The following is a 14,379-nucleotide window of genomic DNA, read 5'->3' as shown; positions in this document are numbered from 1 at the left end:
CGAGAAGGAGCACAGAATGAAATTTGAACATTTGGATAGCAAAATGCCCCGAGAACTGAGACAGCTCATTATGGAACAAAAATGGTGCTCATCTTTCCTGGAACAAGGCGTGGCATTATCTGATTTAATGACTGATCGGAAGTACCTTGCGGAGTTGAACCGGCATTTGTCATTGGATGAAAAGCATACGCTGCGTCTCATCGTATCCGCATTTGGGTGTGAACCGTTTACAAGAGACGCGTTGGAAAAGCAAGCAGCTCTTCGTATGGCTGGCGCGCAAGTCGCTCTAGGCCTTGTAGGGCTTAGAAGAGCAGGCATTATTGCGGCTTTTCGCAAAGCATGGGGGGAGCAGCTTTTTATCCTGCCTGAGGATGCTTTTGCAGCGTGGCAAATGTTATTATTTCCGTCAAATCAGCTTCAAACAACTAACGAGGATATGGTAATTGAGCTGTGGGAAGCCGGGGACTTAGGGCAATTAAACACATCAGATACAGCAGTACCGTTTAATCCTAGAGGCTTGGCCCAGCAGCTGTTTCATTTTCAGGTTGCTTGTAACCAACAATCATCTCTGCCTCTCACGAACAAAGGGACTTTACATAAAAAACAGCTGCAAAAGCTAACGGAACATCTCGCCTTGCCCAATGATATTTTACGCTCTGCTGGGCTTAATTACGCATTTAGAGACGTTTATGACGAACCTGCCGCGCTAATGATTGAAATGGCTATTCGCATGGGTTTCCTTTCTATTCATAGCCAAGGTGACCGTTACCTCATCAATCAGATGGCCTTTCTAAGATGGCTTCAGGACTCTTACGAAAGCCAGCAGGGGCAATTATACCAGATATGGCGTCAATTGTTGGTTCCTGCGCCTGTCTGGCTTGAACATGGCATATCATTGATGGAGAGAGGAGAGTTTGGGCAATGGTATGATGTGGACGTTATCGTAAAAGGAATCCGTTCTTGCTGTTCCCTTGTGGGGCAGGTGACGGATGAATCATCACTTCGAAAGGCTATCATGACCACTTGGATGGCTCCTTTGTCTGTTTTCCGTTTCATAGAGTTGGGTACCGACAAGGAAAATCATATATGGTTTCGATGGTTAATTACGCCGATACAAGAGGTCTTACACTATAAGGATAAGGACTTCAGATCGTTTGAAACGTATGTGGAGGTGAGTCCTTCGCTTTATGTGCAGCCGGATTTCGAAATATTGCTCCCCCCTGATGTATCTCTTCGCACAGAATGGGATATCGCGGCTTTCGCTGATCTCCAAACGACAGATCTTGTTCGTACCTATCGGGTTACCAAAGAAAGCTTCTACCGTTCTTGGGAAAAGGGGATGAGCAGTGAAGAAATGATTCGGATGCTGCACGAGAATGCTCTTTACGAAGTACCTGCACATATAACGATTACTTTACAGCAATGGGGAGAGCAGGCCGGTAAGCTGTATATCGAAGAAGTAACGCTGCTTCGCTGCCGTTCCGAGGATATAGCCGAGGCCTTGCTTAGAAACGAGAAATGCCTGCCGCTTCTTGGGGAACGCGTTGGCGGCTCAGACTTTATTATATTGCGTGAACATCTTACAATGCTCACGAAGTGTCTTGAGAATATGGGGTTCCATCCAAGAAGCAGCCGAAAAGACGAGAATACTGCGATTTCCAATGCCTTGATTTCGTCCGAAAATCAGACAGGCGGCCTTTGTTATTCACGGGATACCATCCAGCTCTATGAAATGGATACCCACTTGCCGGAACGGGACGAATTGTATCCGGATATGCAGGAGATTCCTGTAAGCTGGATTAAGGAATTTCGTGAGTATCACGGCTCTACTCGCAAAGAGATGATCCGCAAAGCTATCGAATGGAAAAGCGTTTTGCAGCTTCGAAAAGAAGGACAAAATCGCTTCATCATCCCCCGAATTCTGCGCGAAGAACGATCGGGCTGGATATTGGAAGGACTGGAGGAATATCAGGAGATTTCTTTGGTTAGCGAGGATTGGGAGGAAATGAAGCTTATTTTGCCTGGTATTAATGATGAAGGTGTTTATACGTAGATTAGCATTAGCCATTGAGCAAATGGACGAGGATTTCGTTGCAAAGAGAAAAGGAAGAAACTCTTGGGGAACTGTGGTATAGTAGAGATGTTATATATTTTTTGAGAGGAAGGATGTTGATCTTAGTTATGTTACAAACATTGGAAGCAGAAACAATAGATATGTCGGCCGTTCTTATGCAGGCCTATGACATGGGTGATATGATTAATTCCTCTGCTGAAGTGGCAGATTATTTATATTGGAAGATCGCTGTGGAGAACAGCGCGGAAGTGCGGGATCTTAAAGCGGTTTTCGCCAGAAAGAAAGATGCTTTCGAGGAATGTGAACGCTTCGGGCATTACCACCCAAGCTATCACGAAGCATTAGCCGCGGTGAATGAGATTCAGGAAAAGCTGCATGCTGTTGAAGCGGTGCGTAGGTTCAAAGAAGCTGAGGACCGTTTGGACGATTTGCTGTTTACAGTTTCCACAACGATCGCGCATGCAGTCTCCGATACGATTAAAGTCCCAAGCAATAATCCGCTTCCAACTGGCAAAGGCTGCAGTTCCGGTGGAAGCTGCAGCGGGAATTGCGGGTAATCACTAAAGCTGGAAATCGGGGCGGATGATTCCGACCTCGGTTCCCTGCCAGTTGTGAATGGTAGGGGTATGATAGGAGGCAAGTTCGCTTATTTCGGATTCCGAAAGCAAACTTAGCTGCTTCAAAGCTTCGACGACTGCTGGATACAAGGCCCGAACATTACCGTCTTCGATCTTTAAGACGAAGCCTAGTCCCTGTTCAGGAATCGTAATGGCGAAGATGCCTTCGGCTCCCATCTTGCCGATGATACGGCCCTTGGTTACCTCGATTAATCGCGTATCGAAGCGGTCGCTTCCCGCGAGGAATTGAGGATATTTTCGCACCGCGGCGACAATTCTTTGGCAAGCGTTTGCACGTGCTTGCGGCAATTCGTCAGGGCGGCCTAATCTGGCGAAAGCAAGTGCCAGTTGGTCGATTCTCATGCCGAATACGGGCACACCACAACCGTCAATTCCGAGCTGCATTTGCGGCTTTGGCACGCCGGTCATGGCGCATACTGCCTCGAGCATAAGCTGTTGAACAGGATGCTGGATGCTCATGTAGGTATCCGGCGATGCACCAAGGTGTGCACTAAGCGCTAGCATGCCCGAATGTTTGCCCGAGCAATTGTTGTGCAAGGTGCTCGGGGATTCTCCTCGCTCGCGCATCGCCTGTGCGGTAGGCGCGTGGTAAGGTTCATGTGCACCGCACTGCAGGTACTCATGATGGTAACCGAGCTTGCCCAGGATACCCTGGGCCGTGCTCACGTGCTCAGCTTCCCCGTTGTGGGAAGCGCAGCATAAGGCGATTTCGGCATCGGTGAGGCCGAAATGATCAGCCGCGCCGGATTCAATCACCGGCAAGGCTTGAATAAGCTTCGCCGTCGAACGGGCGAAGGTGAGCAGCTGCGGGTCGCCTGCTTGATGCAGCAGCGTCCCCCCAGTGTTAACGACCGCGAGGTGGACGCGGTGAATACTTTCTGTTAGGCTTCCACGGAATATGCGGACAATGGTGTCAGAAGGCTTCATGTAGTGGGTTCACTCCATACTAGGATTATTGAAAAGAGGTTGCAATCATGATGATCGAGCGTAGCGGATTAATCATTTGGGTAAACGATATCAAAGCCGCGAGAAACTTGGAACGGTTCGGTTCCCTTCATTACATATCCAAGAAAATGAATTATGCCGTTCTTTATATACATGCCAGCAAAGTAGAAGAGACAACACGGAACCTTTTGAAGCTCCCGTACGTCAAGAAGGTAGAGAAGTCTTACCGTAACGAAATTAAAACCGAATACAGTAGTGATGTGCCGGACAAAACTAGATTTTACACCCTTTGAGGCTGCAGTGCAAAACGAAAGCTTCGCAAGAAGCTTTTTTATTTTTTGAATTTTTAGAAAATAAGCATTTTTTCATGATTTCACAAATATTTATTAATAATTTTATATATTCTTTCATGGGAAAAAAAGTTATAATCAAGTAAAATATAACTTACAGGCAAATAGGGAATAGGTACACGGTCTCATTTTAGTAGGAAAGGGGTTGTGATCATGAAAGACAAGGTGATGGGGAGATGGAGTACTTATGAACCATTCTTCGTACAGCTGGGTGACAAGAAAGTGGCGGACGTCGTGATCACGAATCATGCGAAGCTGAGATGGAGTGATCGTGTTTCTAGCGAAAACAATTCACTCGAGGAAATTTGCGCTTTTCTGTGGGAAAAGCTTAAAAATGATAGCATCGTCCCTTATTATCGCAATGAAGAAGACGTTTATCTCATTGATGATGACCTTGTTGTTGTTGCCGAATTTTCCCATCTGGAGCATGAAACCGATCTTGTGGGTAATCCGCTTCACAAAATGATTATTGTTACGTTCCTTGGGAAAATGTCGGAAACGATGGAGCTTCGTGATTTGAAGTCTTATTATTCTTGGCTTAGACACTCACGTCGTATGACATTGATCAAGAACAGTCGTAAGCGTCGATAACCGAATAGGTTCCTTAACTGGAGTATGTCGATGACGGCATGCTCTTTTTTGCGTCTTAATGGACTGTGTGCGTGCGATTTCATATAATGGAAACAAAGAGAGGCGGGTTTACATGGCACTTAATTTTCATCAACTGCATATTTTCTTTACCGTGGCGGAGAAAGGCAGCTTCTCTCATGCGGCGGGAGCCCTACATATGACACAGCCAGCGGTGACCATGCAGGTACAATCACTGGAAGATTATTTCGGCGTCAAGCTATTTCACCGCAGTACCAAAAAGATCGAGCTGTCCGAAGCGGGACGAGCTCTGCTGCCTTTTGCTAAAAACAGCATTGAACTTATCCGTGAGACTGATGTTGCTATGTCCAAATTTACGAAAATGATTGAAGGGCGACTGCAGTTGGGCGCAAGCTTGACGATGGGGGAATACATTTTACCACGTCTTCTTGGACCCTTCAGCAAAGACTATCCTAACATCTCCGTATCGATGAAAGTGATGAATACGACTCAGATTTTGGACGAGGTTCTTGGCCATCAGCTCAATTTCGGACTTGTCGAAGCGCCTATTCATCATCCGGATGTCCATACTGAAGCGATTCTAAGTGATGAGCTTAAGCTCATCGTACCTGCGGACCATCCGCTAGCCGATATGGAGGTTGTAACCCTGGAGGAGCTGCTGAAATATCCGTTTGTTCTTCGTGAGCAAGGTTCAGGGACGAGAAGAGTGATGGAAGAGGAGTTCGCGCGCTGCAACATGGATTGCTCTTCCATGAAGATTGTGATGGAGTTAGGCAGCACGGGTGCTATTAAATCTGCTGTTGAAGCGGGCTTGGGTATCTCTATTCTTTCCCAGTCGTCCGTCAAGCATGAAGTGACGCTAGGTCTCTTTAAAGTGAAGCAGATCGAGAACATTGCTTTCGAGCGCAGCTTCTATGCCATTTACTTGAACTCTACACTGCTGCCTATATCAGCAGTAAGCTTCATGACCTTCTTGCGGCAAGAGGATTTGAGCCGCTTTCTTTAATATTTTACATAAATCTACAGTTCGATTAATGATGAGCTCATAAATGTCATATACGATGAAGGAAGGGAATAGAAAATGTCTGCAAGAATAGAAGCGGATTTACATACACATACGACAGCTTCAGATGGAACCCAGCGCCCTGCGGCTAACGTTCAAATGGCTTTCGATGCAGGATTAGGCGCGATAGCTATCACTGACCACGATACGGTCTCGGGTGTCGCAGAGGCGCTCTTAGCTGGGCGTGAGCTCGGCATAGAGGTCGTGCCTGGAGTAGAAATCTCCACGGTTGCGGGTGGGCAGGATATCCATGTGCTAGGTTATTATATTGACATTCATAATGAGCAATTTCTTCAGAGACTGGCGTCTTTGCGAGAAACGAGAGATACTCGCAATAACATGATCATTGAGCGTTTGCAGCAGCTTGGAATAGACATTACAATGGCGGAAGTGCTGCGGGAAGTAGAGAATATTAAGAGTAAAGGTGACACAGTTGGAAGACCTCACATCGCTGCGGTGTTACTGAATAAAGGCTATGTGAGCTCGATTAGCGAGGCTTTTGACCGGTATTTAGGAACGGGTGCTGCCGCTTATGCCAATCCGCCAAGGATCGAGCCAGCTACAGCGATTGGGTGGATTCAAGAAGCGGGAGGAAAGGCTGTCCTCGCACACCCAGGTATTTACCATGATGATGCCCTTGTAGAAGCTATTATTCATCAAGGCTTGGACGGTATTGAAGTTTATCACTCAGATCATACCTCGGAAGAAGAGGCGAAATATCTCAGCCTTGCACAGCGCTCCGGGCTTCTCATAACCGCTGGTTCCGATTTCCATGGTGAACGAGGCGGTGTCGTATTCCACGCACCTATCGGTTCGAGGCGAATAGGAATCGATGTTTTGCAAAGCCTTAAGCCAGAGAAGGAGCAGCATACATGAAGAAAATTCGCAAAGCTATTATCCCTGCAGCAGGTCTGGGAACTCGTTTCCTGCCAGCTACAAAGGCGCAGCCCAAAGAGATGCTGCCTATCGTTGATAAACCTGCCATTCAATATATCGTCGAAGAAGCGATTGAATCTGGCATTGAAGATATTATTATTGTCACTGGACGCAATAAACGCGCAATTGAAGATCATTTCGACAAATCGGTTGAACTTGAAATGATGCTGGAGGAAAAAGGCAGTACGCAGCTTCTCGAAATCGTGCAATCCGTTTCGAATCTGGCCGATGTACACTACATTCGCCAAAAACAGCCTCTTGGACTTGGTCACGCGATTCTGTGCGCCCGCAAATTTATTGGGGATGAGCCATTCGCGGTTCTGCTTGGGGATGATATTCTCCAATCCTCGCCGCCAGGACTTAAGCAAATGATGGATATATATGAACAAGCCGAAACGTCCGTCATTGCTGTGCAAGAAGTGCCTTGGGAAGATGTAAGTAAGTATGGTATCGTCTCTCCCTCAAGCAGCCTGGACAAGTACCAGTTGATCGAGGATCTGGTTGAGAAGCCGGACCGTGATCAGGCACCATCGAATTTAGCCGTTATTGGGCGATATATCATCATGCCGGAAATTTTCGGTATTTTGGAGAGACAAGAGCCTGGCCGCGGCGGCGAAATTCAATTGACAGACGCTTTGCGTGTACTCAACAGGCAGCAGCAAATGGCTGCCTATCTGATGCAGGCTAAACGCTACGACGTTGGCGATAAGATGGGATACATTGAAGCGACCATCGAGCTTGCCTTGCAGCGTCCGGATTTACAGGACCAAGTAAAAGCCTATCTATTATCTCTGATTCGTCAGTTGGAATTGAAATAGAGAAATGCGATGAAACTTGGGAGGTTGGATGGAATGGTACAGGTGCAGCGAATTGCGGTTATAGGAACGGGATATGTCGGACTGGTATCGGGTACTTGCTTCGCGGAAATGGGGCATCAGGTTATTTGCGCTGATCGTGACGAAGGAAAAATAGCTCGCTTGCAGCAAGGGGATATTCCAATCTATGAACCTGGTCTGAAGGAGCTAGTCATGTCCAATCTGCTAGCTAACCGCCTATCATTTACTTCGCAAGTCAGTGATGCCATTGTCTCATCCAATATCATCTTCATTGCTGTAGGAACACCAACAGAGGACAATGGCGATGTGGATATGACCCAAGTTAACAGTGTTATCGCAAGTATTGCTGCCTATTCCGCGACTTCCAAGATCATCGTGATGAAAAGTACCGTACCGGTAGGAACCGGCCGCTGGGTAGAAGAGCAGCTGAAGTCGTTAGCTGCTGCTCATTTAGACATGCATGTCGTTTCTAACCCTGAATTTCTTCGAGAAGGCTCTGCGATAGAGGATACCTTTCATCCGGATCGTGTCGTTATTGGTGCGGATCACCTTGAAGCAGGAGCCCGAATTGCTGCCCTCCACGCTTCTTTACGAACCGAATTGCTTCTGACAGACCGTGAAAGCGCTGAGCTTATCAAATACGCCTCAAACGCATTTCTTGCAGCCAAAATTTCATTTATTAACGAAATGGCTCATGTGTGTGAGAAAGTGGGTGCTAATGTTGGCCTTGTGGCTAAAGGCATGGGTCTGGATCGCCGCATTGGTCCTCATTTTCTGAAGGCAGGTATTGGTTACGGGGGCTCCTGCTTTCCCAAAGATACGAAAGCGCAGCTTAAGCTTGCTCAGAACGTCGATTATGATTTCAAAATATTACGTTCCGTGATTGAAGTGAATCACCTGCAGCGAGAACGTTTTGTGCATAAAATTGAACATGCAGTCGGCAATTTGAACGGGAAGCGAATAGCTGTCATGGGTTTGGCTTTTAAGCCGAATACAGACGATTTGCGTGATGCTCCCGCGCTTGATATTATTGCCGCACTTAAAGAACGGGGCGTCATAGTTCATGCCTATGACCCTGTATCTACCGGGCATGCTGCTCGGCTCCTCCCCGAAGTGAACCTGTTCGCCGATCCTTATCTTGCCCTCCATGAGGCAGACGCCGTGGTTATCACGACGGAGTGGGAAGATATTCGCCGCATGAACTGGCATCTGGTTAGAAGCCTTGTGAAGGAACCCCTCATTGTGGATGGACGGAATATGTTTGAACCGGAAGAGATGAGCAGACTCGGTTTCACCTATGTGTCGATCGGCAGAAAAACAGCTGTGTTGGACATGGTTATTTCATAAAAAAATAACACAAAAGAACCTAGCGGGTTACCCGCTAGGTTCTTTTATTCGCCAAATGAAATTTTATTTTATCGTTACGTTCATCTGCTTAATCATGTTCTCATCCGGTGTCACGAATAGCGTTTTCTGATTCACATAGATGACAAATCCGGGCTTTGACCCATTTGGCTTGTGGACATGTTTAATGGCTGTATAGTCAACAGGGACTTGGCTGGAATGTTTGGCTTGGCTGAAATAAGCGGCCAATTGAGCTGCCTCCAGCAGGGTAGTCTCTGAAAAGCTATCGCTGCGAATCACAACATGGGAGCCAGGTATATCCTTCGTATGCAGCCATGTATCCATCGATGAAGCAAGTCGGTTCGTTAAATATTCGTTCTGCGTATTATTTTTACCAACATAGATAGGGACACCTTCACTAGAAAGGTAGCAGGCCAAAGCCGGCTTATCTTTCTTCTTCTTTTTACGCTGTTTTTTATTGCGGTCACGTACATAACCTTGCTCCATAAGCTCATCACGGATCTCTTCGATATCGGTTAAAGAAGCGACACTAAGCTGCTGGAGCAAGGAGTTTAAGTACGTAATCTCTTGATGAGTTTGTGCAATTTGTTCTTCGACAATCGCCGTGCTGTTTTTCATTTTTGTGTATTTTTTAAAATACCGCTGTGCATTTTCAGAAGGGTTCAATAGAGGATCCAGCTTTATTTTTATCAAAGCCTGGTCCTCATCATAGTAGTTGATGGTCTCGACCTCGCGATCCCCTCTTTTTATAAGGTGAAGTGAGGCTGTCAACAGTTCGCCGAGAATCCGATATTTGTCGGCATCTTTGGAGTCATCAACGGTTTCTTGAAGTTTTTCCAACTTTTTAACATTTTTATTCGCTTCATTATGCAAAAAACGGAGCAAATCAGCCACACGTTGTTTGACTGTATCTCTTTCCGCTTTGTCGCCGTAAAAGTGCTCCAAACAATCACTCGGTGTCGCATAGGACGTGGAAATGCCGGTAATGTGTGTTAATGGTGTCATAGCGAAGAACAATTTACCGGTACCTTCTTGCTCTATAATGACGGGTTCGTAGCGATGCTGACGTACAGCCGTCATGACACCGTCGAAAGCTGTCCACAAGGCCGCTGGGTCATCTTCTTGTTCGTTGTTCCCGCCTTGACGGCTGCGGAATACGATTTCTTTGGCGATCAAAGGACTTAGCCCACTGAATGCAGCGACTAATTTTTGTTCAGGCTTATTCTTGGACTCTTCTTCACCGGAATCTTGCTGAATTGCACGCAAGATCGAAGAGGCATCGGCCTCTAGTGGATTTTGCTTATCCTGCTCAGGCGGCGTGACATACTTGCTTCCCGGCATGACAATCCGATAAGAGCTGATGGCAGGCGTTACATGATGGATGCCGTCTAGAATCGTTTCTGTTGCCGGGTCAAGAAGAATAATATTGCTGTGTCGGCCCATGATTTCCACAATAATCTGTTTGGTACTCATATCTCCTAATTCATCGCGATGACGAATTTGCAAACGGATGACACGTTCCATACCTATTTGTTCCACGGCTTCAATGACGCCGCTCTCACAGTGCTTGCGAAGCAGCATACAGAACATTGGAGCATCCATTGGGTTTACCGAGGATTGCTCGGTGATTTGGACCCTTGGATAAGTAGGGTTTGCTGAAAGAAGAAGTTTCACATTTTGCCCTTGTGCTCGGATGTGCATGATAATGTCATTTTCGGTGGGCTGATGAATTTTATTGATTCGGCCTCCTACACACATTTGCAGTTCGTGAATAATTGCATGAAGGACTAGTCCGTCTAAAGCCATGATGCTACAACTCCATTCTAGGGAGCTAATTGCAATATGCGTTGAAATCGCAATTAGCTCCTCGGTTAAAAACTTTGCTAACCTCTATGATGCCATACTTTTCACAAAAACTTAAGCGTTAGTCGGCAAGAAAGATGATTTCAGGGATATTTTCCTGCTTGTCTGAATACATTTACGTATGAGTGAGAGGCAAGTACATGGGAAGTGGGAGGGAGAAGGGCGGATGAGTCAGAATAAGTGGTACCAGTTGACGTCGGAGGAAGTCCTGCAGTCACAGCAGGTGAGCATGCAGCAAGGATTGCCCTGGGAGGAAGCTTGGAAGCGACAGGCGGAAGTTGGTCGAAACGAGCTTTCCGAAGGGAAGCGTGTTTCTCCGATTACACTGCTTTTGAATCAATTCAAAGATTTCATGGTGCTGGTCTTATTGGGGGCGACCTTGATTTCCGGCTTGTTGGGTGAATATTTAGATGCCATTACCATTATCGTCATTATTGTGATGAATGGCATTCTTGGCTTTACGCAGGAATTTCGGGCAGAACGTTCATTACGTGCTCTTAAAGAATTGTCAGCCCCTAACGCTAATGTTTGGAGAGAGGGCGCAGTTCATCAAATACCAGCTCGTGATTTGGTTCCAGGCGATATTATTTTGCTCGAAAGCGGCGACCGGGTGCCGGCAGATGTGCGTTTTCTTGAGACGAATGGCCTATATATCGAGGAGTCAGCCCTAACAGGGGAGTCGGTAGCCGTCAGTAAAATAACATCGGCTATATCTAACGATGAGGTGCCTCTTGGGGATCAGCGTAATCTGGGGTTCATGGGGACGATGGTAGCGCGCGGAACAGCCAAAGCCATTGTGGTTCGTGTTGGGATGAGCACGGAGATGGGGAAAATCGCTGATCTGATTCAAAATACGGAATCTATGGAGACCCCGCTTCAGCATCGCTTGGAACAGCTTGGGAAGATTCTGATCATCGTCGCGCTTGCCTTAACTGTTCTCGTTGTTATCGCAGGTATTATGCATGGACAACCACCTTATGCGATGTTCCTAGCCGGTGTCAGCTTAGCTGTCGCCGCTATTCCCGAAGGACTCCCTGCTATAGTTACCATTGCGCTTGCACTCGGCGTACAGCGAATGATTAAGCGTAAAGCCATTGTCAGGAAGTTGCCTTCTGTAGAGACGTTAGGTTGTGCCTCGGTCATCTGTTCCGATAAAACGGGAACACTGACTCAGAATAAAATGACGGTTACCCACTTATGGGTCGGCGGAGACGTGCTGGAAGTGACGGGTGACGGTTATACGCCGGTTGGGGATATCCAAATAAGTGGACAAAACACCGATGCGCTTAGGAACCCATCACTCAGTAAGCTGCTTCATGTTTCCGTGCTTTGTAATAATGCATCTTTGTTTGAGGAAAAGCAGGAGTTGAAACGGAAGAAGGGCAAGGATGGTAAAGACGGGGTTGTCTCTGTTTGGAACATTAAAGGGGATCCAACCGAAGGTGCATTAGTGGTCCTTAGTGCGAAGAGCGGCATTACCCAGGAGTCGCTAAGCGAGAAATATAAGCGTATCGCCGAATTTCCTTTTGACTCGGAGCGTAAACGGATGTCAGTGCTTGTGACTTCTGAGCATGGCCGGATGGCTTGCACGAAGGGAGCTCCTGATGTTCTAATTCAACACTGCAGCTACATTCTTTGGGATGGGAAGGTAATTCCGTTCACGTCCACGCTTAAACAGAAAGTGATTTCTGCCAATGAAGGCATGGCGAAATCCGCTCTTCGGGTATTGGGGATTGCTTACAAAGAACTTAAGAGCAGTGACCGCTATGAGGATTACGAAGATGTGGAAAACAACTTGATTTTTGTCGGATTAACCGGCATGATCGATCCACCGCGCAAAGAAGTGCGTGAATCAATCTCGAAGTGCCGTAAAGCAGGCATCAAAACGGTCATGATTACAGGTGACCATCAGACAACCGCTGAGGCAATAGCCAAACAGCTTGGTATGCTTCCTACGAATGGGGTCAGTATGAGTGGCCAGCAGATTGCGGGTCTCTCGGACGATGAACTGGATGCAAAAGTGAATGATACCTATGTGTATGCGAGGGTTTCCCCTGAGCATAAACTGCGTATCGTCAAAGCTTTGCAGCGCAAAGGACATGTCGTCGCCATGACGGGGGATGGCGTGAACGATGCGCCAGCGATCAAAGCTGCGGATATCGGCATCGCGATGGGGATTACAGGGACGGATGTATCCAAGGAAGCTTCTTCTTTAATTCTTAGCGATGATAACTTCTCCACAATCGTTGCGGCGATTGAAGAAGGACGCGGTATTTATGAAAATATTCGTAAATTCATCCGGTATCTGCTTGCCTCAAACGTGGGTGAAATTATGACGATGTTCATTGCGATGATGGCCGGTCTACCTTTGCCGCTTGTACCGATTCAAATTCTATGGGTGAATCTTGTCACTGATGGCCTTCCTGCTATGGCGCTGGGTGTGGATCAAGCGGAGAAGGATTTGATGCAGCACAAGCCGCGCTCGTCGAAAGAAAATATTTTCGCTAGACGATTGGGTTGGAAAATTATTTCCAGAGGTATTCTTATCGGCGTTTGCACCTTGGGTGCTTTCTGGCTCGTATTACGAGTCAATCCATCCGATCCCGGTACCTTACTGAAAGCGCAAAGCGTCGCATTTGCCACTTTGGTAATGGCTCAACTCATCCATGTGTTCGATTGCCGCAGTTCACGCTCTATTTTCCATCGTAATCCTTTTCAAAATCGTTACCTTGTTCTTGCTGTGCTCTCCTCGCTTATCTTGATGCTGGCCGTTATGTATGTGGAAGCTCTTCAACCTATCTTCAAAACCGTTCCGCTTGGCTGGAAGGATTGGATTCTGGTTCTGATCGCCGCTGGCATTCCCACCTTCTTAATGGGGTTGGGCAGTGTGCTGTCGCCAAAACGCAACAAGAATTCACGTTCTGTTTCGTATAATTCTTCCAAGCCGAGCTTTAGATGAATATGAAATGACTATGAAGTGCAAAAAAGCTGCCGTGAGGCGGCTTTTTGCTTTGAAAGCTAGCTAGTTGATCATGGTATCCATGACCCGAAGAATCTAAGCTTCGTCTACAAAAAGCTGCCCTCCGAAAGCATTGTAATTCCCTCCTCGAATTAGGTTTTCTTCGTTTTTTTCTTTTCGTAGAACTGCGCCGCTTTATGACGATTGCCGCATTGTTCCATGCTGCACCAGCGCCTTCGCCCGCTTTTGGAGACATCAACGAAATGAAGGATGCAATCCTTATGCTCGCATTTTCGGATTCTGTCCGGCGAGATGCTGCTTAACGTATCGAATGCCGAATGGATAATTGTATAAGCAATTTGATCCAAAGGGGTTTTACCTTCATACATCAATACAAGCTTAGCGCCCTCGAAGCTCGTTGTCAGTTTAATATCCAGGGCTTCCGTACATTTCTTTATCTCATCATATATGGAAGCTGAGAGGGTGCCCTGGCGCTTTAAATCGTTTAGGACATGCGTGAAAATCTCTCGTAAAATGACAAGCCGGGTTCGTATTCGGACATCATTTGCTGGGTCTGAGGGAGAATGCATGCCAGGTAACAACAAGCCATTCTCCTCAAGCCATGACATTGTAATTACAGGGTCAGCGAGAAGATCGGTCGGTTGTTTATCGTGTATGACCACTGTGTTCAGTAAGTTGATCCAAGTGGCTCCGCCCAAGACAAATAACGATGTATCCATA

12 protein-coding genes are annotated in these 14,379 nt (G+C 46.8%); 9 read left to right on the top strand and 3 right to left on the bottom strand.

Annotation, left to right across the window (positions count from 1 at the left end; all coding sequences use genetic code 11):
- The first annotated feature begins 16 nt into the window (after positions 1–16).
- Positions 17–2,053: a helicase-associated domain-containing protein gene (locus AC58U0_RS14650; protein WP_497379673.1), complete on the top strand. Its 2,037-nt coding sequence runs from the start codon at positions 17–19 to the stop codon at positions 2,051–2,053.
- A gap of 128 nt (positions 2,054–2,181) precedes the next feature.
- Positions 2,182–2,631 carry a YlbF/YmcA family competence regulator gene (locus AC58U0_RS14645; RefSeq protein ID WP_060645173.1) on the top strand — a complete coding sequence of 150 codons (450 nt, stop codon included), beginning with the start codon at positions 2,182–2,184 and terminating at the stop codon, positions 2,629–2,631.
- Between the two features lie 3 nt (positions 2,632–2,634).
- On the opposite strand, the gene AC58U0_RS14640 is transcribed toward AC58U0_RS14645, so the two are convergent.
- A complete protein-coding gene (locus tag AC58U0_RS14640) occupies positions 2,635–3,639 on the bottom strand; it encodes an asparaginase (protein ID WP_497379672.1) in 1,005 nt (334 codons plus the stop codon).
- Positions 3,640–3,686: 47 nt separating this feature from the next.
- Here AC58U0_RS14640 and AC58U0_RS14635 point away from each other — a divergent pair, with 47 nt between their 5' ends.
- From AC58U0_RS14635 to AC58U0_RS14610, 6 genes are all read left to right on the top strand, one after another.
- Positions 3,687–3,950, top strand: coding sequence for a YlbG family protein (locus tag AC58U0_RS14635; RefSeq protein ID WP_057303533.1), 264 nt, complete (start codon positions 3,687–3,689; stop codon positions 3,948–3,950).
- A gap of 210 nt (positions 3,951–4,160) precedes the next feature.
- Positions 4,161–4,598: a hypothetical protein gene (locus AC58U0_RS14630; RefSeq protein ID WP_029195611.1), complete on the top strand. Its 438-nt coding sequence runs from the start codon at positions 4,161–4,163 to the stop codon at positions 4,596–4,598.
- Positions 4,599–4,710: 112 nt separating this feature from the next.
- Positions 4,711–5,622 carry a selenium metabolism-associated LysR family transcriptional regulator gene (locus AC58U0_RS14625; RefSeq protein ID WP_307443833.1) on the top strand — a complete coding sequence of 304 codons (912 nt, stop codon included), beginning with the start codon at positions 4,711–4,713 and terminating at the stop codon, positions 5,620–5,622.
- A 75-nt stretch (positions 5,623–5,697) separates the two neighbouring features.
- On the top strand, positions 5,698–6,555 hold the full coding sequence (locus AC58U0_RS14620) for a PHP domain-containing protein (RefSeq protein ID WP_497379671.1): 858 nt from the start codon (positions 5,698–5,700) through the stop codon (positions 6,553–6,555).
- Complete coding sequence (gene galU / locus AC58U0_RS14615) at positions 6,552–7,433, top strand: UTP--glucose-1-phosphate uridylyltransferase GalU (RefSeq protein WP_060645171.1); 882 nt, start codon at positions 6,552–6,554, stop codon at positions 7,431–7,433. Before AC58U0_RS14620 ends, galU begins: the two co-directional genes overlap by 4 nt.
- 42 nt (positions 7,434–7,475) lie before the next feature.
- Positions 7,476–8,798, top strand: a complete 1,323-nt coding sequence (locus AC58U0_RS14610; protein ID WP_497379724.1) for a UDP-glucose dehydrogenase family protein — start codon at positions 7,476–7,478, stop codon at positions 8,796–8,798.
- 63 nt (positions 8,799–8,861) lie between these two features.
- Here the strand turns inward: AC58U0_RS14610 and AC58U0_RS14605 are convergent, their stop codons facing one another.
- A complete protein-coding gene (locus AC58U0_RS14605) occupies positions 8,862–10,622 on the bottom strand; it encodes an Rqc2 family fibronectin-binding protein (RefSeq protein WP_497379670.1) in 1,761 nt (586 codons plus the stop codon).
- A gap of 223 nt (positions 10,623–10,845) precedes the next feature.
- Between AC58U0_RS14605 and AC58U0_RS14600 the strand changes: the two genes are divergently transcribed.
- Positions 10,846–13,638, top strand: coding sequence for a calcium-translocating P-type ATPase, SERCA-type (locus AC58U0_RS14600; RefSeq protein ID WP_060645169.1), 2,793 nt, complete (start codon positions 10,846–10,848; stop codon positions 13,636–13,638).
- 152 nt (positions 13,639–13,790) lie between these two features.
- On the opposite strand, the gene AC58U0_RS14595 is transcribed toward AC58U0_RS14600, so the two are convergent.
- The gene (locus AC58U0_RS14595) at positions 13,791–14,378 is read right to left on the bottom strand and encodes a CGNR zinc finger domain-containing protein (protein ID WP_497379669.1); all 588 of its coding nucleotides are present in this window, start codon (positions 14,376–14,378) and stop codon (positions 13,791–13,793) included.
- Position 14,379: the final 1 nt, after the last annotated feature.

Source organism: Paenibacillus sp. J31P190, assembly GCF_059692075.1.
The sequence above is the reverse complement of the archived record's forward strand: the minus strand, read 5'-3'. Positions and strand labels throughout refer to the sequence as shown.